This window comes from Alcaligenes aquatilis (genome assembly GCF_003076515.1).
In the GTDB taxonomy this organism is placed as follows: domain Bacteria; phylum Pseudomonadota; class Gammaproteobacteria; order Burkholderiales; family Burkholderiaceae_B; genus Alcaligenes; species Alcaligenes aquatilis.
In genome coordinates this window covers 681,578-707,374 of sequence record NZ_CP022390.1, presented here as the reverse complement: position 1 = coordinate 707,374, position 25,797 = coordinate 681,578, and the positions used below count along the sequence as shown (strand labels likewise).

Genomic DNA, 25,797 nt, shown 5'->3' with positions numbered 1-25,797 from the left:
ATGAGCACTGACTTTTCCGTACTAGATACCCTTAAAGCCCTGATTGCCCGCCCCTCGGTGACCCCCGAGGACGCCCACTGCCAGCAATGGCTGGGCGCCAGGCTGGAGCAAGCGGGCTTTAGCCTGGAACATCTGCCCAGCGGGCCGGTGTCCAACCTGTGGGCCCGCCGTGGCACCGAAGCGCCCTTGTTTGTTTTTGCGGGTCACACAGATGTGGTCCCTGCCGGGCCAGAAGCCGCCTGGGACTCGCCCCCGTTTGAACCTACCGTGCGCGATGGACAGCTCTATGGCCGTGGCGCTGCGGATATGAAGGCCTCGATTGCGGCCTTCATCCACGCGGTTGAAGAATTTACCCAGGCCCATCCTGAGCACAAAGGTTCGATTGCCCTGCTACTGACTTCGGATGAAGAAGGCCCGGCAACCGACGGCACCGTGCATGTTTGCCGGGTCCTGAAAGAACGTGGCGAACAACTGGACTATTGCATCGTGGGCGAACCCACTTGTTCACGCCAACTGGGTGACACCATTAAAAATGGCCGTCGTGGCTCCATGTCCGGTCATCTGATCGTAAAGGGTCGCCAGGGCCACGTGGCGTACCCGCAGTTAGCGATCAACCCACTGCATATATTCGCGCCTGCGCTGCACGAGCTGACAGACCGCATGTGGGACGCCGGCAATATCGACTTCCCACCTACCAGCTTTCAGATCTCGAATATCCATGCCGGTACTGGCGCGGGTAATGTGATCCCCGGTCAGTTGGATGTTCATTTCAACTTCCGTTTTTCCACCGAGCAAACCCCTGCCGGCCTACAAGCCGAAGTGGAGTCCATTTTGCGCCGTCATGGTGTGGACTTCCAACTGGAATGGACAGTAAGTGGCGAGCCCTTCCTGACCGAGGCTGGCCCGCTGAGCCAGGCCCTTGCCAAGGCCATCGAAACCGAAACCGGCGTACAAACCGATCTGTCCACGACAGGCGGCACCTCCGATGGCCGCTTTATCGCTAAAATCTGCCCTCAAGTGGTCGAGTTTGGCCCGCTCAATGCCAGCATTCATCAAATCAACGAGCACGTTGCGGTTGCTGACCTTGAGCCTCTTAAAAACATTTATCGCCGTACATTGGAATCCCTGCTTTGTTAAGCCCTTGCATCGATCATTCCTCCCTGCTTCAAGCCCAGCAGGAACTGCGCACCGTGCGCGACGTGTTGCGCTGGTCTGTCAGCCAGTTCAACCGCTGTCAGTTGGCCTTTGGCCACGGCAGTGACAATGCCTGGGACGAGGCCGCCTACCTGCTGCTGCACACCTTGCATCTGCCACTGGACACGCTGGACCCGTATCTGGACGCCATCATGCTGGAGTCCGAGCGCGCCGCCTATCTGGCTCTGGTTGCCCGCCGCTGCAACGAGCGCGTGCCCGCCGCCTACCTGACCGGCGAAGCCTGGCTGCAAGGCCATCGCTTCCGCGTCACCACCGACACCATCGTGCCGCGCTCTCCGATCGCGGAATTGCTGGCAGAGCAGCTCCAGCCCTGGATTGCCGACCCAGACGCCATCTACAACGCCTTGGATTTGTGTACCGGCTCAGGCTGCCTGGCTATTTTGACGGCGCTGGCTTTCCCACAAGCGCAAGTCGATGCGGTGGATCTGTCCGATGCCGCGCTAGAAGTGGCGCAGTCGAATATCGATGCTTTTGAGCTGAACGATCGCATGAGCCTATACAAGAGCGATCTGCTGGATCAATTGCCACAAACCGCCTACGACCTGATCATTTGCAACCCACCGTATGTAAATGAGCAGTCCATGCAGAACCTGCCCCAGGAATACCAGCACGAGCCACAACTGGCTTTGGCTGGCGGTGACGACGGCATGGACCTGGTACGTCGCATTCTGGAAGCAGCCCCCAATTTCCTGTCGCCTGAAGGCGTACTGGTATTAGAAATTGGCAATGAGTACGACAATTTCATCGCCGCTTTCCCGGAGCTGGAGCCTATCTGGCTAAGTACGGAAACCGCTGAAGACCAGGTGCTCTTGTTAAGCCGGGAGCAACTGGCTCTGTGATACGCGCAACTGGAATTACGCTGCGTCGCGGCGTCAAAGTCCTGCTGGACAATGCGGATTTCATCGTCAATCCGGGTGAGCGCCTGGGCATTGTGGGCAAGAACGGTGCGGGTAAGTCCTCGCTGTTTGCTCTGCTGCAAGGCGAGCTGGATCTGGACGGGGGTGACCTGAGCATCCCCGAAGTCTGGGAAGTGGCCAGTGTGCGCCAAACCATTCCAGACCGTGACCGCCCTGCCCGCGAATTTGTTATCGACGGCGACGAGCGTCTGCGTGCCTTGCAGGAAAAACGCGCCAACACGCCCGATAGCGATGGCCAGGCCATTGCCGAGCTGGAAAACGCCCTGATCGAAGCCGATGCCTGGTCCGCCCCTTCGCGTGCCGAGCAACTGTTGGCCGGCCTGGGTTTCCGCCCCGATCAATGGATGCTGCCCGTGCGCGAGTTCTCCGGTGGCTGGCAAATGCGCCTGTCCCTGGCCCGCGCCCTGATGGCCCCTTCTGACCTGCTCTTGCTGGACGAACCCACCAACCACCTGGACTTGGACGCCATGCTCTGGCTGGAGCGCTGGTTGGGTTCCTACCCCGGCACGGTCCTGCTGATTTCGCACGACACCGAGTTTCTCGATGCGGTGGCCCGTTCGATTCTGCACGTGGACCAAGGAAAGTTGGTTCGCTACAAAGGCGGCTACAACGACTTTCTGGTGCAACGTGCCGAGCGCGTCCAACAAAGCCAGATCGCCTACGAGCGCCAAACCCGTGAAGCCGCGCGTCTGCAAAGTTTTATTGACCGCTTCAAGGCCCAGGCCACCAAGGCCAAGCAGGCACAAAGCCGCGTCAAGGCTTTGGCCCGCATGCAGACCGTAACGCTCTTGCGCGACGACTCAAGCGTTTCCATTCGCCTGCCCTCGCCCGAGTACACCCCCGATCCCTTGCTGACATTGGATCAGGCCGATCTGGGTTACCCCGGTCAGGACAAAGCGATTTTGAGCCAGGTCCGCCTGATGGTGCGCGGCGGTGCCCGTGTGGGTATTTTGGGGATGAACGGTGCGGGTAAATCCACGCTGGTCAAAACCCTGGCTGGCAAGCTGGAACCTATCAAGGGCGAACGCCTAGAATCCAAGGGCCTGGTAATTGGCTACTTTGCCCAGCACCAGTTGGACTCCATTGACCCGGACTCCACCCCCCTGCAACATCTGGCGCGTCTGGCTCCGGATGTGCGCGAGCAGGAACTGCGCAATTACCTGGGCTCTTTCGGTTTTAGCGGTGATATGGTCACCAGCCTGACAGCCCCCTTCTCCGGGGGTGAAAAGGCGCGTCTGGCCCTATCCCTGATTGTCTGGCAAAAGCCCAATCTGCTCTTGCTGGACGAACCAACCAACCACTTGGACGTGGATACCCGCGAAGCCCTGGCGGCTGCTTTGGCTGACTACGGTGGCAGCGTACTGCTGGTATCTCACGATCGCCACTTGCTGCGTTCTACCGTTGATTCGTTCTGGATCGTGGCCGATGGTCAGGTTCAGGAGTTTGACGGCGACCTGGAAGACTACCGCGACTGGCTACTGGCCCGCAGCGCACAATCACGCTCGGAAGCTCGCCAGGAAGCGCGTGCTGATACGGGCAATGAAGGCACAGACCGCAAGACGCAACGCCGTCAGGAAGCCGAGCTGCGCCAACGTCAGGCCCAGCAACGCAAGCCCCTGGAAAGCCGCTTGAAGAAAGTGGAGTCGGCCATGGAGAAAGCTCAGCTACGTTTGCAGGAGCTGGATACCTTGATGCAGGACCCCGACTTTTATTCGGACAGCTACAAAGACCAACGGCCCGCCTTGATGACTGAGCATGGTGAACTCACCAAAACACATCAAACGCTGGAAGAAGAATGGCTGGAAATTCAGGAAGCGATGGAAGAAATTGGGCGGCAGGTTTAGGCCCATCAATTCCGTTCTGCTCATGAACTCCTGAAAAAGAAGGCGCCATATCCACCAGGATTGGCGCCTTTTTTAGCTCTTGATGGTCTGTAAAACACGCATTGAGGCTTTACGAGATTGCTGACACCTTGGGGCTGAGACAGGGCTATGGCACAGGTACTCGCAACCTGGCTATGACACCCCACGTCCTGCGTTTTGCTGCAGTACGTCATTCACTGCCTGCGTTTAGCTAGGGCGATTCCGACCGCTAAACAGCAACAAGCTCATATCAGCCAAGCTCCTCTCGAAAATTGTATCGACAACTCAGCGTCCTGATCACTTCTTCCCGAAGCTGGCACAACCCACTAAGCGCACAGCAGACCCACAAGGGAGTCTTTCACCTATTCCGGCGAATAAAGCACACACGGAGAAAGAACTGCCCGAGCAGGCGGATTAATGGTACAAAGCAGCGCATTCACTTTGAATCATTAATCGGCTTACTCAGGACCCGCACATGCACCTTGCTACACAGGAATTCCCCCGTATCTGGATCTCGAACAGCTCTCCATCCAACTGGAAAGCAGAACTGGAAGCCTTGCTGAATCAAGGACAACGCTTTGTCTTGCTGACCCGCGAGCTGCCCGGTGCAGAGGAAGGTTCGGACAAGGAGGCGTTCTCGCAATGGATCAAGGACAACCGCAGCCGTTTAAGCGTTTCCTGTGCCGCCAGCCTGGTGGTCGTGGACAATGCCTTGATGGCCTTTTCCCTGAATGCCTTTGTCGCCCCCTTGAGCGAAAAACTCGGCTTTCCGGTACGTGTGGTGCATGAGGACGATCTGGACGCACAAGTGACTGCGTTTCTGCAAGCCAAGCCGGAAATGGAAAACAGCTAAGCGGCATGCTCTCACGGACAAGTGCTTATCAGCCGGACACGAAGGGCTCGCTTTTTGACAGGCGACCCTTCTTGTTGGTATTTCACGCATTAAGCACTTTATCTCCACATGCAGCGGCAGTGCAGGCGTACCGACAGACAGAACTAGCACTGCAACTTTCTACACTCTACACTGTCCATTGTCTTTTCTGATTCTGGCTGTTACCCGTTTGAGTCTCTCCCAACTTTCATCGAACTTGCCTCCAGTACTAGCTGGCCCTATTTTGCGTCGCCTGGACTCCCAGCGTTTAGTCCTGTGGCTGGTCGGCAGTTCAAGCCTGTCACTGGATCTGATCCTGGAGCCAGAAGGTCACCCCGCTCAACGTATCTCGCTAGATGCGGATCAGTGCCGCATCGTGCCGCTTGGCACACACGCCTTTATTCATTTCCTGGATGTAGAACTCACTACCGAGCTGCCCCTGGACACGCTGGTGCATTACGATCTGATCCTCTCGGCCGGCCATGGAGCGGGACAAGGGATTGCGGATTGGGCGCCACATCTATTGCATCAAGATCAGACCAAGCCCAACTTTGTATTGGCCAGCCGCGCTGATAATCTGATGTTTGGCTCCTGCCGCAAACCTCATCACGCCTCACGCGATGGCCTGGCGCAGGCCGACAGGGTCCTGAGTGAACACATCACCGAGGCCAAAGCCCGACCCGCCTTGCTCATGCTGTCCGGCGATCAAGTCTACGCCGACGATGTGGCAGGCCCCATGCTGGCGGCCATTCATTCTCTGATAGCGCGCTTAGGCTTGTATGGAGAGTATCTGGAAGGCGCTGTCGTCTCGGATAGCGAAGCCCTTTACCAGCATCCCGCCAGCTATTACCGGCGCGCGGATTTGCTGCCAGCGTTCAAATCCAACGACGATCTGCGTGAGCGTTTTTTTGGTGGGGTAGAAAAACCAATTTTCACCACCGCGAACGCACACAACCACTTGGTGACACTGGCTGAAGTCTTTGCCATGTACTTGCTGGTCTGGTCCCCCACCCCCTGGCAGATCATTGCCGAGCCAGCGCCCCCTTGCCTGGAACCCAAACATCAGCAACGTTGGGAGCGTGAAGCCACTGCTCTGCAGGGGTTTCGTCAGGATCTGCCCCAGGCAGCCCGTTTGTTGGCGCACGTGCAAACCTTGATGATTTTTGACGACCATGACATCACTGATGACTGGAATCTGTCGGCCAAATGGGAAAGCGTTGCCTACGGCCATCCTTTTTCACGGCAGATCGTGGGCAATGCCCTGATCGCCTATTTATTATGTCAGGCCTGGGGTAACCGCCCCGAGGTCTTTGAGTCTGTACTGGACACGGTCACCGCCTGGACCCGCTCGCCCGATGAGCATCAACGCCTTGAACATCAGACACAGGATGCAATCATCAAGGAGCTGCTGGAGTTTCGACAGTGGGACTATGTCCTGCGCACCCAGCCTACGTTGATTGTGCTGGATACACGCACGCGCCGCTGGCATAACCGCCGCCTACCCAGCCGACCTTCTGGACTGATGGACTGGGAGTCCCTGACCGAGCTGCAACACGAGTTGCTGGACGAGCGTGCCGCAGTCATTGTGTCTGCCACGCCCATGTTCGGCGTCAAGCTGATCGAAGTCATTCAAAGCATCTGTACCTACGCGGGCTTTGCCCTGACGGTGGACGCAGAAAACTGGATGGCACACCGAGGTGCCGCCAACACCATGCTGAACATCTTCAGACATTCACGCACTCCCGGTAACTATGTCATTTTGTCCGGCGATGTGCACTACTCCTTTGTCTACGATGTACAAGTGCGTCATAGCAAACATATTCCACATATCTGGCAAGTCACCAGCAGCGGCATCAAGAACGAATTTCCGGAAAGTTTGCTGAACTGGCTGGATCGGCTGAATCGCTGGCTCTATTCTCCACGATCCCCCCTGAACTGGTTTACGCAACGCCGTGACTTAAGCATCAGCCCACGTCTGCCAAATCAGCGCAAACACGGGGAGCGCGTCTGGAATGGCTCCGGCATTGGGCAGATCTGGCTGGATGAGAAGGGCCGCCCTGCCCGCATCCTGCATCACAACGCCAACAAAAAGCCGCCTACCGAATTTCTACCTCCAGATCAGGAGAAGAAAGGGTAAGGCGGCTAGCGTCTGGCTACTACAGGTATAACTTATTGACCCGCTACAGAGCTGACGTAGGTGGCGATAGCATCACGCTCTTGGTCACTCAGGGTCTGGGCAAAGGACGGCATGGCACCCATGCCTTCTTTCATGACTTTCAGGATCTGCTCCTTGCCTGGCTTGAGCTCATCCAGATCCGGACCGATTGCCCCGGCTGAACCAGCGTCAGCCAAGGTATGACAGACCGCACAGGCAATGGGCTTGGCGCCCGTTAAAAACAGTTCCTTGCCTGGCTCCTGAGCATAAGCCTGGGTACTAAAAACAACGACAGATACTGCAGCAACGAGATATTTCTTCATGATTCGCTTCCATAGCCGCCCCGAGCTGACGGGGCGGATACAACATTCAAGACTTAAACGACAGTGACAGCCAGCATGTGGTCACGCCAGCTATTGTTCAAATAGCCACGGTTATTAGGTACACGTTCTTCAGGCTGGACCGTGCCTGCTTCGCTGGTTGCCCGACTAGTAATTTCATACTTGCCAGGTTTCAAATCCACGCCCACCACGAACTGGCGCCACGCATATTTGCCCAGATCAGGGCCTACAAAGCTTGCTTTCACCCAGTTCTTGCCACCATCGACGGACACCTCCACCTCTTTGGCGGCCGACATGCCCCCAAAAGCCAAGCCTTGAATCTGTACCTTGCCCGCCTTGAGTTCTTCGCCAGGCTCACCACTAGGGCTGGTCACCCAGGACTTGACGGGCATTTCCCATACCGACTCCTGATTCGGGTTGGATTTTTCACCAACCGGCGCCAGACGATAGCTGTTTTGCTGAATGTTGGCGGCAGACTGTTCCTTGGTAAACGCCAACTGCTTGATGTACTTGACGTTGTTGACGCCGGTGTAACCAGGCACAACCAAGCGCAAGGGACCACCGTGAGCCAATGGGATAGGCTGACCATTAATTTCCCAGGCCAGAATCGCATCATCAATGGCATCCAAAGGAAGCGAACGCTCCACCATGATGGTGTTCGGGTCCAGTCCCTGAGGAATTTCCTCGCCACCTTGCCCTGTCATGTACTTGGCACCCTCGTCCATCCCGCCGACAGCCTCCAGCACAGCCTTGATCGGCACGCCGGTAAAGACCACACAGCCTGCTGCGCCAACCGTCCACTGTGTACCGCTGGGTTTCTCGGGGAAAAAGGCACGGCCATTGCCCGAGCACTGCAGCACCATAGGCACAGCCACCAAGCCCAATCGTTTCAGCTCGGCTACGGTCATGTCTTTAGGATTTTTGACACCCTTGATCGACAGTACCCATGCGTCCGGATCGGCCACGATTTGTTCAGACGGGGGAGTCACGTTATTGCGTACGAACAAGCGGTCCAACGGTGTGATCAGCCCCGAACCAAATGCGCTGCGCTTGGTTTCAATGGTATTGGCACTGTGCACGATCAAGCTGTCGGCATGTTTCCAAGATGCATAGGCGGGCAAGGCTTTAGCCTGCGTTTTTGCCTTTTCCTGCGCCAGTGCGGCTGACAAGGGAGTCAGGCTTGCCGTTCCGGCCAGGGCCATCATCCCGCCCGTGGACAACAGCATGCGCCGGCGTGAAAGATTGCTAGGTTCCATGATCGCCTCCATGTGTATTTGGTATTTGTAATTAATTTAGGCTTCGATTTTATGGCGGCACCATCTTTATAACTAGAATCCATAACCCTTATATATAACGCTCATATAGAGGTTTAGCGACAAATCCTGAAAACGAGAACGCCTGATTAAACATGCGGTTTCCATGCAAGATCGCCTTTTGCCTGAACGGTGAAATCAGGCGTCGTTTTTTCTTGAAAGGTGGCAGCGACAGGCAAGACGGACTACAAAAAATAAACAGTGTGAAAGAAGACGCGTAAGAAAAACTGCAGCCGTCTAAAACTTCCCACGGCATTGGGCAGACCATAAAAAAGCCCCCGGGGGGTCCCGGGGGCCTTCGAACTGCAATTGATTGACTCAGTCTTTGTTTCGTCTTCAGCTAACAGGATCCAGCTTGGCGATGGCCAAGGCCAGAGTCTTGCTACCAACTTCACGGAACTGAATCAAGGCCTGGGCGTCGTCACCCTGCCCCGTCAGATTAACGATGGTGCCGTCACCAAAACGGTTGTGATGCACTCCCTGCCCCACACGGAACGTCTGCCCATTCACTTCCAGCACACTGGTGTGGCTACGACCGCCGTAAGGCTGGGCCGAATAGCTCTTGTCTTTGGACTCCCAGCTTTGACCGCGACGAAATGCCCCCGAGCTAGCCTCGGATTGCATGGGCGGGCTAGTGTAGCGGGCCGACAACCACTTGATATGTTGCTCCGGCAACTCTTCCAGAAAGCGCGAACGCATGGCGTAACGCGTCTGGCCGTGCAACATGCGGCTTTGCGCCAAGGTGATGTATAGACGCTGACGCGCCCGCGTAATCGCCACGTACATCAAGCGACGCTCTTCCTCGATACCGCCCGGATCGAACAAGCTGTTCTCATGCGGGAACAACCCCTCTTCCAGGCCAGTAATGAAAACCGCATCGAACTCCAGACCTTTGGCGGCATGGATCGTCATCAGTTGAATGGCATCCTGGCCTGCCTGGGCCTGATTGTCCCCTGCTTCCAAAGATGCATGGGTCAGGAAGGAGCCCAACGGCGACATGGGGGCGAGCACAGAGGCAACCGGCTGATCTGGATTTTGCATGGCCTGCTCGGACTCGCCCGCCACGGCTTCAGGCACTCGACCTGCGGGCAGCTCAGCAAAGCCTTCCTCACCCACAAAAACCGTGGCCGCGTTGACTAACTCCTGCAAGTTTTCCAGGCGTTCGGCACCTTCGCGGTCGGCCTGATAATGGGCCAGCAAGGTACTGTCGTGGACAACGTGCTCAATCAGCTCGGGCAAAGACAAGATCTGCGCCTGGCTGGCCATATCCTGAATCAGGTTCGAGAAACGCATCAAGCTGGCAGCCGCACGTCCTTGCAGATAAGGGATGGCACGCAGCAAACTGGTACCGCGCTCGCGCGCCAAATCGGCCAGTTGCTCTACCGAACGGGCACCAATTCCGCGAGTCGGGAAATTCACGACGCGCAGAAAAGCGGTGTCATCATCCGCGTTATCCATCAGGCGCAAGTAAGCCAGCACGTGCTTGATTTCCTGACGCTCGAAGAAACGGTGGCCGCCATACACTTTGTAGGGCAAACCTTGGGAAAACAGCCTGTGCTCAATCACTCGGGACTGGGCGTTGCTGCGATACAGAATGGCAATTTCACGACGTGGCTTGCCTTCAGCAATCAGGGCGCGAACTTCATCCACAATCCACTGTGCTTCCAGGGCATCCGAAGCCAGTTCGCTGATGCGTACCAGCTCGCCTTCGCCGCTATCGGTCCACAGATTCTTGCCCAGGCGACCACTATTGTTCTCGATCAGCGCGTTGGCGGAATCCAGAATATGACCGCAGGAACGATAGTTCTGCTCCAGGCGGATCACATTGCCACGGGCATAGTCGCGCTCGAAGTCGGCCATATTGCCCACGTTCGCGCCACGGAAAGCATAGATCGACTGGTCATCGTCGCCCACGGCAAACATACAGGCCTGATCACCGGCCAACAGACGCAACCAGCGATACTGCAGCACGTTGGTGTCCTGGAACTCGTCCACCAGAATGTGTTTGAAGCGGCGCTGATAATGCTCGCGGATTGGTGCATTGCGAGACAGCAGCTCGTAAGCGCGCAGCAGTAGCTCGCCAAAGTCCACCACACCTTCACGTTCGCACTGCTCTTGATAAAGCTGGTAAAGCTCGATCAGGCGGCGGCGGTGAGGGTCATGAGCTTCCAGGTCGCCAGGACGTTGGCCGTCTTCTTTACAGGCGTTGATGAACTTCTGAATTTCCTTGGGCGGAAATTTCTCATCATCCACATTGTTGGCCTTGACCATGCGCTTGATGGAGGCCAACTGATCTGCCGTATCCAGAATCTGAAACGTCTGTACCAGACCGGCATCGCGGTAATGCATGCGCAGCAAGCGATTACACAGGCCGTGAAAGGTCCCGACCCACATTCCGCGAGTATCGATAGGCAATAAAGAAGTAAGCCGCGTCAGCATTTCGCGCGCGGCTTTGTTGGTGAAGGTAACAGCGGCCAGTCCGTGAGGGCTGACCTGCCCAGTCTGGATTAACCAGGCCATTCGGGAGGTCAGGACACTGGTTTTTCCGCTACCCGCTCCGGCCAGCACCAAGGCATGGCCAGAGGGGAGAGTAACGGCGGCTCGCTGTTCCGGGTTTAAGCGATCCATCATGCCGCGTAGCGGCGCAGACGCAAGGCGAACTGCTCAAGACTTTCAATACCACTTTGCTGAGCGCGCTGGCACCAGGTGCGCAGGTCAGACAGCAACTGCTCGCTGGAGGCGCTGGAGCTTTCCCAGATACCGGCCAGTTCACGCTGCATGCGAACCAGGATGGACAGGCGAGAATCGCCAGCCGCCACGGTTTCCAGTTCAGCACGCTGCTCGGGAGCCAGAACGTCGTCGCCACGGCCAATCCAGTCGTTGCAGCTCTCCAACAGGGACCAGGAGCAATTTGGGTTGTCTTTGTTCACTTGTGGCTTCAAACGAGCAATTTCTTCCGAGGCCGTGGTTTTGATGATGTCCGCATAGCGGGCCAGAATTTCGTAGCGGTGCGTAATGACGCCTTGCAAGGTTGCCAAGCTGATGCCGTCGATTGGGGCATTAGAAGGCACACTAGGTTCCAGACGCAGCTTGGGAGCAACCTTCTTGACCTTGGCCAGACCCAGTGCCTTGAACACCGAGATATAGCACCAGCCCAAGTCAAATTCGTACCATTTGCTGGAGAATTTGGCGGACGTACCGTAAGCGTGGTGGTTGTTGTGCAGCTCCTCACCACCAATGATGATGCCCCAAGGGAATACGTTGGTGCTGGTATCAGGGCTGGCAAAGTTGCGGTAACCGATCGCATGACCCAGACCGTTGACCACACCGGCGGCCCAGAAAGGAATCCAGGCCATCTGGATAGCCCAGACCGTCAGGCCCAGCAGACCGAACAGGAACAGATCAATACCCAGCATGATGGTAATACCCAACATGCTGTATTTGGTGTACAGGTTGCGCTCGAGCCAGTCATCGGGCGTGCCGTGACCGAAACGCTTCAAGGTTTCGGGGTTGGTGGCTTCCTGGCGGTACAGTTCTGCACCACGGAAGAACACCTGGCCCAGACCAAAGACCACGGGGGAATGGGGATCGCCTTCGCGTTCACATTTGGCGTGGTGCTTGCGGTGAATCGCAACCCATTCTTTGGTGACCATACCGGTGGTCATCCAGAGCCAGAAACGGAAGAAATGCATCAGCGCCGGGTGCAGGTCTAGCCCGCGGTGCGCCTGACTACGGTGAAGAAATACAGTAACTGACACAATAGTGACATGAGTCACCGCCAGAATGACAAGAGTAAGCTGCCACCAAGACAGTTGCAGCCATCCGTCAGCAAGAAAAGAAAGAAACGATTGCATAGACCCTTTTAGACCTGATCTTTGTTAAGGGAAACCGGAAAAGTGTAGCCCACCTAACCAGTTAACAATAACATTATTTAAGGACGAACTTGCTTTAAATCAAGCACTTTCCGTGATTCGTTCAAGTGCCGCACCAAAGAAACAGTCTGTCTGGTGACGGTCCGTGCGCAGATTCAAATAAGGCCCCTCTAGCGCAAGGGCGGGACATTTGTCCTTCAAGATTTCCCGGGCATCCAGCAGTCGGAACTCGGGGTGTTTGTCCAAGAATGCCTGCACTTGTTGCTCGTTTTCTTCGGGTAAAAAACTACATGTTGCATAAACCAAACGGCCTCCTGGTGCGACACACGCCGCAGCCTGCTCCAGAATGTCGGCCTGCATCTGAGTGTACTGCTCCAGAGCTTGTGGGTGTTGACGCCACTTAAGATCAGGATTTCGACGTAAAGTTCCCAATCCGCTGCAAGGCGCGTCCACCAATACACGCTGTGCCTTGCCATGCAGGCGGCGAACACGCTGGTCGCCCGATTCCTGTATGACAACAGGCACCACATTGGACAGGCCGGCACGTGCAAAGCGCGGCTTGGCCTTGTTCAAACGGCTTGCCGATACGTCAAAGGCGTACAAACGGCCTGTAGAGCGCATCAAGGCGCCCAGCAGCAAGGACTTGCCACCGGCACCAGCGCAGTAGTCAATCACCATCTCGCCACGACGAGGCTCCAGCAAGGCGGTCAACAATTGGCTGCCCTCTTCCTGAATTTCCAGCTCGCCTTTCTCATACTGTGGCCATACTGCGACAGATGGGCGGCCTTCAATACGGATACCCCAGGGTGAAAACGGCATGGCAACCGGTTTGAAGCGGGCCATGGGGCCATTTTGCAACTGGCGCAATACCGTATCGCGCTCGGCTTTCATGGGGTTGACGCGCAGATCCAGCAAGGCCTGCTCGTTCATGGCGGCCATCAGCTTGTAGGAATCCGGGATCTCTTTCAGACGCTCTTCCAGCCACTCGGGCAGACTCAGGCGTACGCCAACCGGCAGACCGTCCACGTTCAGGGCACGGATATGGCCCAGCCACTGGCGCTCTTCTTCCGTCAACCCCAAAGACAGGGATTCCTGACCGATTGCGGTAGACAGGCCCAGAATGGCCAGACGACGGGTGGATGGGCCTACGCCGCTTTCCGCCCAGTTACGGTACTGGCGCAAGTGGCGCAGCACATCGAACACAGCTTCGCGAATCTCGGCACGGTCACGCGAGCCCATTTTGGGGCGGGTACGCGCCCAGCGTGTCAAGGCCAGGTCGGCGGGGTGCTTCCACTGCAAAACTTCACCCAGGGCGCTGGAGACCTGCTCCAGACGGCGCTGTGCCATCGCTCCCGGCTCGGGTGGACCCGAGGGCTTGTCGCGGCGTGCTGCATAAGGGCGACCACGCGCTCCGGACTCGTTACGTTGGGTAGACGAGGACGGGCGCTTGCGGTCCGAGCGGCCGCGGGATTGTTGGTGATCAGACATGAATATTCAAAAATTCCAAATAGCCCGCTCAATCAGGCGGGAAAATAAAAGCCGCGATGCGCAAGTCCGGCAACCTCGACACGGCCATCAGCCTGTAAACGCACTCGCCCCTCGATCAGCCAGCGGACGGCCTCGGTATAGACGTGGTGTTCGGTTGCCAATACGCGCTCTGCCAGGGTTTGTGCATCATCGTCGTGCAGGACGGGCACGATACTTTGGGCAAGGATGGGACCATCATCGAGCACAGGGGTCACAAAGTGCACCGAGCAGCCATGAAACTGCACGCCCGCGTCAAGTGCCTGTTGATGGGTATTCAAACCGGGAAAGCTAGGAAGCAAGGATGGGTGTATATTGATGAGCTTGCCTGCATAGTGCTGAACAAAATCGGTGCTCAGGATGCGCATGAATCCCGCAAGTAGAACATAATCTGGCTGGTAGCGGTCAATCACGCGTGCCAAAGCCTGATCAAAGGCTTCACGTGTTGCAAATTCGCGATGCGAAACCGTCTCGGTAGGCAGCCCTTGACGCTGCGCCCATTCTAGTCCGGGCGCATCGCCCTTGTTAGAGATGACCGCCTCAATACGGCCATTTAAGCCCGCTGTCTTGATCAGTTCGCCAATGGCCTGCAAGTTGGAGCCCCGGCCTGAAATAAGCACAACAAGGCGACAAGGTAGGGTGGAATCGGTCAAAATCCTGTTTCCCGAGAAATAACGAATCCAAAATTGTAAACTCTCGCTTGTGAAATCTGATCTAAAACTCTATCGCTCTCTGCCACGGCGCAACAGCACGGCCCGCAGCGCTGTCACCATTGGCAATTTTGACGGGGTCCATCTGGGCCATCAGGCCATCTTGCACCGCGTCAATGAAGTGGCGCGCCAGCAGGACCTGAGCTCCTGTGTGATGACCTTTACGCCCCACCCGCGTGCCTTTTTTGCGCAGCGTGGCCAACGGCCCGAACTGATCCCCACGCAGATCAGCGGCCTGCGCGACAAGGTCGAAGCCCTGCACCAATGCGGCATTGAACAAATTTATCTGGCCCGCTTCAATCAGGCCATGGCCGATATGTCGGCCGCCACCTTTATTGACGAGATTCTGGTCCAGGGCCTGAACACCGGCTGGTTGCTGGTGGGCGAGGATTTCCGCTACGGCCACAAACGTGCCGGCGACATTGAAATGTTGCGCCAAGCGGGCAAACGCCATGGCTTTAGCGTCGAGACCTTGCACGATGTGGCCGATGCCGATGGCCGCCGCATCTCCAGCTCAGAAGTGCGCACCGCCCTGGCCGTGGGCCAACTGGACCGCGCCCGTGCTCTGCTGGGCAAACCCTTTCATATTAGTGGTCATGTCATTCATGGCCAGAAGCTGGGTCGGGACATTGGCTACCCGACCTTGAACGTGCGCGTTCCCGAACACTGTGCCGCCCGCTCCGGCGTGTACGTGGTCCGGGTTCACGGACTGACCGGACAGGCTCTGCCCGGCATTGCCTCCTTGGGGGTACGCCCAACCGTCATCGACCAGGGACGGCTGCTGTTAGAGGTGCATTTACTGGACCAACGCCTGGATGCTTACGGTAAACTTGCCCGTATAGAATTTCTGGAATTTGTCAGGGACGAAGAAAAATTCCCGGACCTCATCACAATGATCGCCGCCATCGACAACGATGCACAACGCGCTCGCGACTACTTTGCTTCAAATGGACTATAAAAACTCTCTCAATTTGCCCGACACTCCCTTTCCCATGCGTGGTGACCTCGCCAAACGTGAGCCGGGCTGGATTAGCCAGTGGGAAGAAAACAAAGTCTATGCAGCAATTCGACAAGCCAGTGCCGGTCGTCCCAAATTTATTTTGCACGACGGCCCTCCCTATGCGAACGGCGACATTCACATTGGTCACGCGGTCAACAAGGTTCTGAAAGACATCATTGTCAAAAGCCGCAATATGGCCGGCTTTGACGCGCAGTACGTGCCCGGCTGGGACTGCCACGGCATGCCCATTGAAGTCCAGATCGAAAAGAAATACGGCAAGAACCTGCCTGTGGCTGAAGTTCAGGCCAAGGCGCGCGCCTACGCTCTGGAACAGATCGACAGCCAACGCAAGGACTTCAAGCGTCTGGGCGTGCTGGCCGACTGGGACCTGCCTTACCTGACCATGAACTTCAGCAACGAAGCCGACGAACTGCGCGTGCTGTCCAAGATCATGCAAAAAGGGTTTGTGTTCCGTGGCCTGAAACCCGTGAACTGGTGTTTTGACTGTGGTTCCGCCCTGGCAGAAGCCGAGGTTGAGTACGCGGATCGCACCGACCCGTCCGTGCACGTGGCCTTCCCCTTCGCCCAGAAAGACAGGCTGGCAGCCGCCTTTGGCGTGGACAGCGTGGACGATGGCGCCATCGTCATCTGGACCACCACCCCCTGGACCATCCCTGCCAACCAGGCGCTGAACGTACATCCTGAAATCAGCTACGCTCTGGTCAAACTGGACAGCCCACGTGCTACCGGCTCCATGCTGATCGTGGCCGAAGATCTGGTGAAGTCCTGCCTGGAACAATGGGGCCTGAGCGGCCAGGTTGTAGCCACCGCCACTGGTGAAGCCCTGAACCTGATCGAATTCAATCACCCTCTGGCCCACGTGGACGCAGGCTACCAACGCCGCTCCCCTGTGTATCTGGGCGACTACGTCACCCTGGACAGCGGTACGGGCGTGGTGCACTCGGCTCCTGCCTACGGTATTGAAGACTTTATCTCCTGCAAAGCCCATGGCATGAAGGACGACGATATGCTCACGCCCGTGATGGGCAATGGGCATTACGCCGAGAATCTGCCCCTGTTTGGCGGCCAGATGATCTGGAAGGCCAATCCGCAAATCGTGGAAGCCTTGCAGAACGCCGGTACTTTGCTGAAAACCGAACAGCACCCGCACAGCTACATGCACTGCTGGCGTCACAAGACGCCCATCATCTACCGTGCCACCAGCCAATGGTTTGCCGGCATGGACAAGGAAAACAGCAGCGGTCGTACCTTGCGTGAAATGGCGCTGGAAGCCATTGATAACACCGAGTTCTACCCCTCCTGGGGTCGTGCCCGCCTGCACGCCATGATCGCCAACCGCCCTGACTGGACCTTGTCGCGTCAGCGTCAATGGGGTGTGCCCATGGCTTTCTTTGTGCACAAGGAAACGGGTGAACTGCACCCCCGCACGCCCGAGCTGATGGAACAAGTAGCTGAGCGCATCGAAAAGAGCGGTATCGAAGCCTGGCAAAACCTGGACCCACGCGACCTGCTGGGTGACGAGGCCGACCTGTACGAGAAAAACCGCGACACACTGGACGTATGGTTTGACTCGGGTACCACGCACGCCACCGTGCTGGGCGGCAAGGATCACACTACCCACGGCTCGCACGCTGACAAACTGCAATGGCCTGCCGACCTGTACCTGGAAGGCTCGGACCAGCACCGTGGCTGGTTCCACTCGTCTCTGCTGACTGGCTGCATGCTGTATGGCCGCGCACCCTACAAAGCCCTGCTGACCCACGGCTTCGTGGTGGACGGCAATGGCCGCAAGATGAGCAAATCGCTGGGCAATATCATCAAGCCGCAAGAAATTGCCGACAAGATGGGTGCCGAGATCATGCGCCTGTGGGCCGCCTCTACTGATTACTCGGGCGAGCTGTCCATCTCCGACGAAATTCTGAAGCGTGTTGTGGAAGGCTACCGCCGTATCCGCAATACCTTGAAGTTCCTGCTGGGCAACCTGGCCGACTTCGACGTCACCCAACATGCTGTACCTGTTGATCAACTGACCGAGATCGACCGCTACGCCCTGCAAATGACCGCCGACATGCAAGCCGAGTTGCTGGAGAACTACAAGCGCTACGAGTTCCACCCCATCGTGGCTCGCTTGCAGACCTTCTGCTCCGAAGACCTGGGCGCGTTCTACCTGGATATTCTGAAAGACCGTCTGTACACCACCGCCAAAGATGGTCTGCCTCGTCGCTCGGCTCAAACAGCGCTGTATCACCTGACGCAGACCCTGCTCAAGCTGATGGCTCCTATCCTGTCCTTCACGGCAGAAGAAGCCTGGCGCGACTTGCACGGTGGTTCGGTTCCTAGCGGCACCATCTTCACCGAGCTGTTCCATTCCCTGCCCGAGCAAGGCGAACAGTCTGCACTGAGCGCCAAGTGGCAACGCTTGCGCGCCATCCGTGCCGACGTGATGCGCCGCATTGAAGATGTCCGTAGCACCGGCGCCATCGGCTCCTCCCTGGCTGCCGAGATCGACATCTACGCCAAGGGCCAGGATCTGGAATTCCTACAGTCCCTGGGCGAAGATCTGCGCTTCATGCTGATCGTCTCGCGTGCCGACGTGCACGCTGGCGAAGGCGATGTGCGCATCGACGTTACTCCTACCGAACAGGCCAAGTGCGAGCGTTGCTGGCACCACCGCCCAGACGTGGGCCAGAGCGCCGCGCACCCCACCCTGTGTGGTCGTTGCGAGGACAATCTGTTTGGCCAAGGCGAAGTGCGTCACCATGCCTGATAAGGACATGGCCCCTTCTCCCGGCCAGGCCCGACTGCCCTCGCGGCAGTTCTGGGCCTGGATTGGTCTGGCCGCCTTTATTGTCGGTCTGGACCAATGGACCAAACAGTATTTCGACACCAACCTGTTCTATCAGGAACGTTGGAATATCCTGCCCTTTTTTGATTTCACCCTGGTCTACAATCCCGGCGCCGCTTTCAGCTTCCTGGCCGGTGGCCAGGGTTGGCAACGCTGGTTCTTTGTCGGCATTGCCGCTATTGCGACCGTCTTTATCGTGACCATGCTGCGCCGCTCGGCCAAACAGCCCTTGTTTTGCCTGTCACTTAGCCTGATTCTGGGCGGTGCCATTGGCAACGTGGTCGATCGCCTGATGCACGGCCACGTGGTGGATTTTTTGCTGTTCTACTGGAATCAATCCTACTTTCCGGCTTTCAATATTGCTGACGTCGCCATCAGTTGCGGCGCTGCCTTGTTAGTGCTGGACGAGTTCATGCGCATGCGCCGCAACAAACGACAGCGCTCCTGAGTCTGTAAGGATCATGTCCTATGATTAGCAATAAAAAACTGGTGTTTGGCATCACCGGCGGCATCGCTGCTTATAAAACCGCCGAACTCTTGCGTCGCAGCCAGGACCTGGGTGCCCGGATTGATGTAGTCATGACCGAATCGGCCACACGCTTCATCAGCCCGGTCACCTTTCAGGCCTTGTCGGGCCGTACTGTCTACACCGACCTGTGGGATGCGCGTGTTCCCAACAATATGGCGCACATCCAGCTTAGCCGGGATGCCGACGCCATTCTGATCGCCCCCGCCAGCACCAACTTCATGGCCAAGCTGGCCAACGGTCTGGCCGACGACTTGCTCAGCACCTTATGCGTGGCCCGTGGACACTGCCCCCTGCTGATCGCCCCGGCCATGAATCGGGAAATGTGGCTGCACCCGGCCACTCAGCGCAATGTCGAACAACTGCGCCGCGACGGCGTGCATATTCTGGGCCCCGGCAGCGGCGACCAGGCCTGTGGTGAAACCGGCGACGGTCGCATGCTGGAACCGGCCCAACTGCTGGCTGAACTGACCGCCTTCTTCCAACCCAAACTGCTAGCCGGTAAACGAGTCCTGATCACCGCTGGCCCGACCAGCGAACCTATCGACCCGATCCGTGTCATCAGCAACCGCTCCTCCGGCAAGATGGGCTACGCCATTGCGCGTGCGGCTCAGGAAGCCGGCGCACACGTCACGCTGGTGTCGGGTCCGGTAGCGCTGGAAACGCCCTACCAGGTACGCCGCATCAATGTGGAAACGGCCCGCCAAATGCATGCCACTGTCATGTCCAAAGTGGATGATGCCGATATCTTCATCAGCGTTGCAGCGGTAGCAGACTGGTACGTCAGCAATGCCAGCGACATCAAGATCAAAAAGACCTCCGAACAAGCCACGCCAGACCTGCAATTCAGCCCCAACCCCGACATTTTGGCCGAAGTTGCCGCACTGAAGAACGGTCCTTTCTGTGTCGGCTTTGCCGCCGAGACCGACAACTTGATCGAGCACGCTCAAGCCAAACGTCAACGCAAGAATGTTCCCTTGCTGGTTGCCAACCTGGCCCAGCGCGCCATGAACGCCGATGACACCGAGCTGGTGTTGTTCGACGAGCAAGGCCATATGCACTGGCCTGCCCAGGATAAACTGCTGGCGGCGCGCCAACTGGTTCAAGATATCGCCCAGCGGCTTTAAACTCTTTTCTCTTTTATGATGACGGGCAGCGCTAAAGCAGGTGCGCTGCCTCTCTTTTTTTCAGGATACCGTCTATGCACCGCCGTATTGAAGCTCGCATCGTCAATGACTTGTTGGGCACCACTATTGAAGCCCCCAGCTATGCCACAGACGGCTCGGCCGCCATGGACCTGCGCGCCTGCCTGAGCGAAGCCGTTACCCTGCCCGCAGGCGGCCGTACGCTGGTTAAAACCGGCCTGGCCATCAATATGATGGACCCTGGCCTGGTGGCCATCGTCGCCTCGCGCTCGGGCCTGTCCTTGAAGCATGGCGTGCGTGTTGCCCAAGGCATTGGTGTGATTGATGCCGACTACCACGGCGAAATCGGCGTGATTCTGGCCAACGACAGCGACCAGGATTATGTGATCCAGCCCGGCGAGCGTATCGCCCAACTGATGTTCCAACCCGTGGTGCAAGTAGCACTGCAATTTGTGAATGAGTTCTCTACCGAGACCGAGCGTGGTACGGGTGGGTTCGGCAGCACAGGCAAGAACTAAGCATTAAAACTAGGGAAAGATGCGATGCAGAGCGACGTAGTACAGCAAGCATCGCTCCTTCCTTAGTCCTGGCACTTTGCTTTAACAACGTACTAGTGCCACGACTCAGACTTACCCAGGCCAATTTCGGACTTCAATGCGCTCTTCAAAAACAGGTAATTCCAAGGCTGAATTACCCACTTCCAACAGAACAGCGGCCCAGCTCCACCCGCGCAACCGCCATCAGGGCCGCTACGACTTTGACGCTCTCATCAAAGAAACGCCCGAACTGGCCGCTTTCGTTTTCTTGAATCCGTACGGTGATCAGAGTATCAACTTCGCTGATCCGAATGCCGTCAAAACTCTGAATCGCGCCCTGCTAAAGAGCTTTTACGGCATAGCGTATTGGGATATTCCTGCCAATTACCTGTGCCCTCCCATTCCGGGTCGAGCCGATTACGTACACTACCTGGCCGATCTGCTGGCTAACAGCAATAAGGGGGCCATTCCTAATGGTGAGGCGGTACGTGTCCTGGATATTGGCGTAGGTGCAAATGCCATCTACCCGTTGATCGGCCATGCCGAATATGGCTGGCAGTTTCTAGGCTCGGACATCTCGGCTGATGCACTGACATCAGCACGAAGCATTATTCATGGGAATCCTGGTTTATCGGCTGCAATCAAGCTACGCCAACAAAAATCGCCCAGACATATTTTCAAGAGCTTGCTGGGCACAAACGATTACTTTGACCTGACGCTGTGCAATCCACCCTTCCATTCCTCGCAGGAAGAAGCGGTAAGCAGCAGTCAACGTAAATGGCGTGGCTTAGGCAAGGCTGCACCTAAGCACAATGCTCCTGTATTGAACTTTGGTGGGCAGAATACGGAGCTATGGTGCGAAGGCGGCGAGGCGCTTTTTATCCGCCGCATGATAGAAGAAAGCATGACCGTAGGCGGGCAAGTGCTTTGGTTCAGCACCTTGGTGTCCAAAGCATCGAATGTACCCGGTGTGTTGAATGCCTTAAAGAAGGCCAAGGCGGTTAAAGTCAAAACCGTAGAAATGACGCAAGGACAAAAGCAGAGCCGCTTCGTAGCTTGGACTTTTCTTGATGCGGAAGAGCAAGAGGCTTGGCGCAAGGAGCGTTGGAAGTAGACTTACCTCAAATGTTTAGCGAAACAGAAGGTGAATAAATAGCTCTTTCCGCGCTAAAGGTGATGAGTAAAAACAGGTTTGACGGGTGTAAATCGCTGAAGATGTCGGCTCACGGCTAGAAGCAGCCATCTCAAGATGGCTATGGGCACTACACAGCACCTGAGGGTGGAAGACCCCCGTAGACGGAAAGGTAACAATAGGCTACCGTATTTGATCAAATGCAGAGGCTTTTCAGGGCGTCAGATTCATATCCAGTGGCCACTGATCGAAACTGATAGATAAAGTCTTGCACCTCAGATCTGTCTTCAGCGCGGGAAGGATATGCATGATTTACCAATGCCACGGATGCAACAGAACAACTTTTGAGACGGCCTGCCCTTGGTGCAACAGCTCCGACACATCACCGTCTGCTGCGCTGTCAACTCAGCAGTTGACCCCGCTTGACCCCTCTTTCTACCCTGACTTTCAGTATCAGTCCAAAGGACTTATCAAAGATTTTCTGGGTAAGAAGAAAGAGCAAGCACAGTTGAACGATTTGCTTAACAATGTACTGAGAAAATACGCGCAGCTTAAGCAGCCTTATTTCACAAATTTCATCCATACCACCCGGGAAACTGCGTCAACGTCCAACGACGTCGGGATGCCGGGGCCTAGGCCCGAAGGTATCTACACTGAACGTGAGCTCTTCAGAGAGGTGCTGATTCGTAAGGGGTTTGATGAGCTTGAAGGCTTGCCCTCACTGCTGGACAAGCTGCTTCTGACGACTTCGTTCAACTCAACTTACCTTGGCTTCTCCAGAGAGCTCAGCCGTCACATAAAAGCCGACCTGACCGAGACTCTTCGATCATGGATCGACGAGGCTGGAACGACGTTCAGATCCGATCTTGCTCTGTTTTATTACTACCTCTGGGAAAATGATATTTCCTACCCGGATATTCAATTCAACGCTCAAGCGAACGCAACGGTGAATATTCCTCTGATTTCCTTGTCCGCCTTCCTATCAGGGCTGAACCATTGTGAGCAGGTCTACTTCGACGTTCTCGTCGAGCGGCTGGGGAATCAGCTTGAACACTTCAATCCGAACCGGTTCATCACGATGTATCTGGTGGACGCAATGGACGGGTTCCAGTTCGAGGCCTTTTTGATGGAAGTTTTCCAAACCATCGGTTTCGACGTGAAAGAAACGAAGAAGACCGCTGACCAGGGTGCCGATTTGTTTGTGAGTCGGTTCGGCAAGAATATGGTGATCCAAGCAAAAAATTACACTGGCTCCGTTGGGAATGCCGCCGTTCAACAAGCGATCTCGGCCAAGGCATTCTACGGTTGCGACGAAGCCATGGTCGTGACCAATTCCTATTACACGAAATCGGCCAAAGAGCTTGCTTACACAGCTGGTGTTCGCCTCATCGATCGTGAAGGCTTGCAGACTTATCTGGATGATTACAATCAGAAGCTGATTGAGGTCTTCCAGGCTGAATCGGAGGATGAGGATGAAGAAACAATGGCGTAATTTGACAGTTCAATTAACTGCCTGATTGACCCTCACGGAATTGATTGAGCGTTTCGATGACCATTGAGCGGCAATGCCCATTCTTGATCACAACTGCTGTTTCGCTAATGTGCAACTGAAAAAGCCTCGTTTTACATGCCAGGAAGCGAAGCCATACAGGGCAAGCACAGTGCACCAAAGCACCAGGCAGTGGTCAACGTTATCAGTCTATGTTGTGGTCGGAGAGATGCGCGAAGCAGCGAAAGCCGATGATGGGCTAAGGATAAGGGTCTAACCATTTCACTTCAATACATGCCGTCTGGCCCGTGGCGACGTGGCTGGCTGCTTTGGATCGATCACAGTCGCTCACTAAAGACGGCTATCGGCTAACCAAGCAACAAAAATCACTGCACCAACGATGCTGCTCACAGCATCGTTGGCTAGGCGGGTTCACCCCAACATCTTCAGCAAGGCCTCGGCGGCGGGTCTGGATGACGCCGGATTCTGACCGGAGATCAGCAAGCCATCGCTGACCACATGAGGTTGCCAGTCGCTGCCTTTGCTGTAATTGCCACCATTTCCTTTCAACATATCTTCCACCAGAAATGGCACGACGTCGGTCAGACCGACAGCCTCTTCCTCGCTGTTGGCAAAACCTGTAACCGACTTGCCTCGAACCAGCGGTGTGCCGTCAGCCGATTTCACATGGCGCAACACGCCTGGAGCGTGGCAGACGGCAGCAACCGGCTTGCCTGCGGCCAGCATGGTTTCGATCAATGCGATCGATGTGGGATCTTCGGCCAGATCCCACAAAGGCCCATGGCCGCCCGGATAGAACACGGCATCAAAATCGGTGGCCACAACGTCCATGAGCTTTTGCGTCTCGGCCAATACGGACTGAGCCGTCGGATCATCCTTGAAACGGCGGGTGTCATCGGTTTGCGCCGCTGGATCATCGCTCTTTGGGTCCAGTGGCACTTGTCCACCCTGCGGCGAGGCGACCGTGATCTGCGCGCCCGCGTCCTTAAAGACGTAGTAAGGCGCGGCGAACTCCTCCAGCCAGAAACCCGTTTTTTGGCCAGTGTTGCCCAGTTGATCGTGCGAAGTAAGAATCATCAAAATCTTCATGGAGCACCTTCTTTGAATGGAGGATAGGAAAGCAAGCAGTCACGCCAACGAGGTCTTACTCGCTAACGATGCCAATCACCAGCTTACCAAACGGCTGCTGGTAAGTATGCCGATCAAGGCCTGCGACGGCTGCCGAGATCGTCGTCCATGCCGTTGCGAGACAGAACCATGCCTTCCCGCAGCCACTTAAAATGATCACGTTGCGGCACCCACATTGCTAGGTCGTCCGTTCCAGGCTTGCTTGAACCCAAGCTTTACTCAAACAGACAGACGGCGAATTTAACATTGCCAGTCTGGCTAACGTCAGTCAGGAACAAAGGAAGGATTTTGTATATGGATTCACCGCCGTTTCCTGCTAAAAACAAGGTACTGAAGAGACTGTTAGCGTCAACATCGAATTACTATTGATCCAAATACTTTCTAATTACATGCCGAGACTGAAAGCGCGTGCTTAACGTAAGCGGGTCATTCGTCACACCACCGGTTCAGTACGTAATCACACATCAACCTGGGTCTACCCATGAGACATACAGAAAGACACAAGACGCACCGGACAGGATGGCTTCGTGCTGCGGTTCTTGGTGCGAATGACGGGATTGTCTCTACAGCAAGCTTGGTCTTGGGTGTGGCCGCCACAGGAGCAAGCGCAAAGAGCATTCTTGTGGCCGGCGTTGCCAGCCTGGTCGCTGGGGCCATGTCTATGGCGGCGGGTGAGTATGTGTCGGTCAGCTCCCAAGCCGATACAGAGAATGCGGATCTGGCCCGCGAGAAGGCAGAGTTGGCTAAGGACCCCGAACAAGAACATGCAGAGCTCACTGCTATTTATGTCAATCGGGGCTTGGATGAAAACCTGGCTTCAAATGTAGCGACCCAGCTCATGGCTCACGACGCACTCGGGGCCCATGCACGAGACGAGCTTGGCATATCCGAGACCTTGGCGGCCAAACCGGTACAGGCTGCACTGGCCTCCGCTACGACGTTTGCAGCCGGCGCCCTGCTTCCTTTGCTTGTGGTTCTGCTGCTGCCAACGGCTACACTCATGTGGTATGTCGCAGGCAGCTCACTGCTTTTTCTGGCACTGTTAGGCTTGATCGCTGCCAAGGCAGGCGGCGCTCCTCTATTTGTCTCGACCGCCCGCGTGACCTTCTGGGGGGCATTGGCGATGGGACTGACGGCTGGCGTCGGTGCCTTGTTTGGCGTTGCTGCTTAATTG

General features: G+C 56.3%; 20 protein-coding genes. 13 read left to right on the top strand and 7 right to left on the bottom strand.

Features of this window, described 5'->3' with window-relative positions:
• From dapE to CA948_RS03300, 5 genes are all read left to right on the top strand, one after another.
• The gene (gene dapE / locus CA948_RS03320; RefSeq protein ID WP_108727322.1) at nucleotides 1–1,137 is read left to right on the top strand and encodes a succinyl-diaminopimelate desuccinylase; all 1,137 of its coding nucleotides are present in this window, start codon (nucleotides 1–3) and stop codon (nucleotides 1,135–1,137) included.
• Complete coding sequence (prmB, locus tag CA948_RS03315; RefSeq protein ID WP_094196406.1) at nucleotides 1,131–2,054, top strand: 50S ribosomal protein L3 N(5)-glutamine methyltransferase; 924 nt, start codon at nucleotides 1,131–1,133, stop codon at nucleotides 2,052–2,054. Before dapE ends, prmB begins: the two co-directional genes overlap by 7 nt.
• Nucleotides 2,051–3,976, top strand: a complete 1,926-nt coding sequence (locus CA948_RS03310) for an ABC-F family ATP-binding cassette domain-containing protein (RefSeq protein ID WP_094196405.1) — start codon at nucleotides 2,051–2,053, stop codon at nucleotides 3,974–3,976. The genes prmB and CA948_RS03310 overlap by 4 nt, the downstream gene beginning before the upstream one ends.
• Before the next feature lie 493 nt (nucleotides 3,977–4,469).
• Nucleotides 4,470–4,847 (top strand): hypothetical protein, encoded by a 378-nt coding sequence (locus CA948_RS03305; RefSeq protein ID WP_108727321.1) that lies wholly within the window; start codon nucleotides 4,470–4,472, stop codon nucleotides 4,845–4,847.
• Between the two features lie 235 nt (nucleotides 4,848–5,082).
• Nucleotides 5,083–7,002 (top strand): metallophosphoesterase family protein, encoded by a 1,920-nt coding sequence (locus CA948_RS03300; RefSeq protein ID WP_238988643.1) that lies wholly within the window; start codon nucleotides 5,083–5,085, stop codon nucleotides 7,000–7,002.
• 32 nt (nucleotides 7,003–7,034) lie between these two features.
• On the opposite strand, the gene sorU is transcribed toward CA948_RS03300, so the two are convergent.
• From sorU to purN, 6 genes are all read right to left on the bottom strand, one after another.
• Nucleotides 7,035–7,343 (bottom strand): SorU family sulfite dehydrogenase c-type cytochrome subunit, encoded by a 309-nt coding sequence (gene sorU, locus CA948_RS03295; RefSeq protein ID WP_094196403.1) that lies wholly within the window; start codon nucleotides 7,341–7,343, stop codon nucleotides 7,035–7,037.
• A gap of 53 nt (nucleotides 7,344–7,396) precedes the next feature.
• Nucleotides 7,397–8,617, bottom strand: a complete 1,221-nt coding sequence (gene sorT, locus CA948_RS03290) for a SorT family sulfite dehydrogenase catalytic subunit (RefSeq protein WP_094196402.1) — start codon at nucleotides 8,615–8,617, stop codon at nucleotides 7,397–7,399.
• A 393-nt stretch (nucleotides 8,618–9,010) separates the two neighbouring features.
• A complete protein-coding gene (locus CA948_RS03285) occupies nucleotides 9,011–11,305 on the bottom strand; it encodes a UvrD-helicase domain-containing protein (RefSeq protein ID WP_108727320.1) in 2,295 nt (764 codons plus the stop codon).
• A complete protein-coding gene (locus tag CA948_RS03280) occupies nucleotides 11,302–12,528 on the bottom strand; it encodes a DesA family fatty acid desaturase (protein ID WP_094196400.1) in 1,227 nt (408 codons plus the stop codon). The genes CA948_RS03285 and CA948_RS03280 overlap by 4 nt, the downstream gene beginning before the upstream one ends.
• 99 nt (nucleotides 12,529–12,627) lie before the next feature.
• Entirely contained in the window at nucleotides 12,628–13,893 is a 1,266-nt protein-coding gene (locus CA948_RS03275) for an RsmB/NOP family class I SAM-dependent RNA methyltransferase (protein ID WP_230018809.1), read from the bottom strand.
• A 173-nt stretch (nucleotides 13,894–14,066) separates the two neighbouring features.
• Nucleotides 14,067–14,723, bottom strand: a complete 657-nt coding sequence (gene purN / locus CA948_RS03270; RefSeq protein WP_094196398.1) for a phosphoribosylglycinamide formyltransferase — start codon at nucleotides 14,721–14,723, stop codon at nucleotides 14,067–14,069.
• Between the two features lie 49 nt (nucleotides 14,724–14,772).
• Between purN and CA948_RS03265 the strand changes: the two genes are divergently transcribed.
• The 7 genes from CA948_RS03265 to CA948_RS17745 all read left to right on the top strand — a co-directional run bounded on the left by CA948_RS03265 (nucleotide 14,773) and on the right by CA948_RS17745 (nucleotide 23,477).
• Nucleotides 14,773–15,738: a bifunctional riboflavin kinase/FAD synthetase gene (locus tag CA948_RS03265; RefSeq protein WP_094196397.1), complete on the top strand. Its 966-nt coding sequence runs from the start codon at nucleotides 14,773–14,775 to the stop codon at nucleotides 15,736–15,738.
• Nucleotides 15,728–18,568: an isoleucine--tRNA ligase gene (gene ileS / locus CA948_RS03260; RefSeq protein ID WP_108727318.1), complete on the top strand. Its 2,841-nt coding sequence runs from the start codon at nucleotides 15,728–15,730 to the stop codon at nucleotides 18,566–18,568. Before CA948_RS03265 ends, ileS begins: the two co-directional genes overlap by 11 nt.
• Entirely contained in the window at nucleotides 18,561–19,094 is a 534-nt protein-coding gene (gene lspA / locus CA948_RS03255; RefSeq protein ID WP_108727317.1) for a signal peptidase II, read from the top strand. Before ileS ends, lspA begins: the two co-directional genes overlap by 8 nt.
• Nucleotides 19,095–19,114: 20 nt before the next feature.
• Nucleotides 19,115–20,299 (top strand): bifunctional phosphopantothenoylcysteine decarboxylase/phosphopantothenate--cysteine ligase CoaBC, encoded by a 1,185-nt coding sequence (gene coaBC / locus CA948_RS03250; protein WP_108727316.1) that lies wholly within the window; start codon nucleotides 19,115–19,117, stop codon nucleotides 20,297–20,299.
• A gap of 74 nt (nucleotides 20,300–20,373) precedes the next feature.
• Nucleotides 20,374–20,835 (top strand): dUTP diphosphatase, encoded by a 462-nt coding sequence (dut, locus tag CA948_RS03245; RefSeq protein ID WP_042487854.1) that lies wholly within the window; start codon nucleotides 20,374–20,376, stop codon nucleotides 20,833–20,835.
• 136 nt (nucleotides 20,836–20,971) lie between these two features.
• Nucleotides 20,972–21,967: a 23S rRNA (adenine(1618)-N(6))-methyltransferase RlmF gene (rlmF, locus tag CA948_RS03240; protein WP_108727315.1), complete on the top strand. Its 996-nt coding sequence runs from the start codon at nucleotides 20,972–20,974 to the stop codon at nucleotides 21,965–21,967.
• 325 nt (nucleotides 21,968–22,292) lie between these two features.
• The gene (locus tag CA948_RS17745) at nucleotides 22,293–23,477 is read left to right on the top strand and encodes a restriction endonuclease (RefSeq protein WP_108727314.1); all 1,185 of its coding nucleotides are present in this window, start codon (nucleotides 22,293–22,295) and stop codon (nucleotides 23,475–23,477) included.
• 429 nt (nucleotides 23,478–23,906) lie between these two features.
• On the opposite strand, the gene CA948_RS03230 is transcribed toward CA948_RS17745, so the two are convergent.
• Nucleotides 23,907–24,584: a type 1 glutamine amidotransferase domain-containing protein gene (locus CA948_RS03230; RefSeq protein ID WP_108727313.1), complete on the bottom strand. Its 678-nt coding sequence runs from the start codon at nucleotides 24,582–24,584 to the stop codon at nucleotides 23,907–23,909.
• Nucleotides 24,585–25,104: 520 nt separating this feature from the next.
• On the opposite strand from CA948_RS03230, the gene CA948_RS03225 reads away from it, so the two are divergent.
• Nucleotides 25,105–25,794, top strand: a complete 690-nt coding sequence (locus CA948_RS03225) for a VIT1/CCC1 transporter family protein (RefSeq protein ID WP_108727312.1) — start codon at nucleotides 25,105–25,107, stop codon at nucleotides 25,792–25,794.
• Nucleotides 25,795–25,797 lie beyond the last annotated feature (3 nt).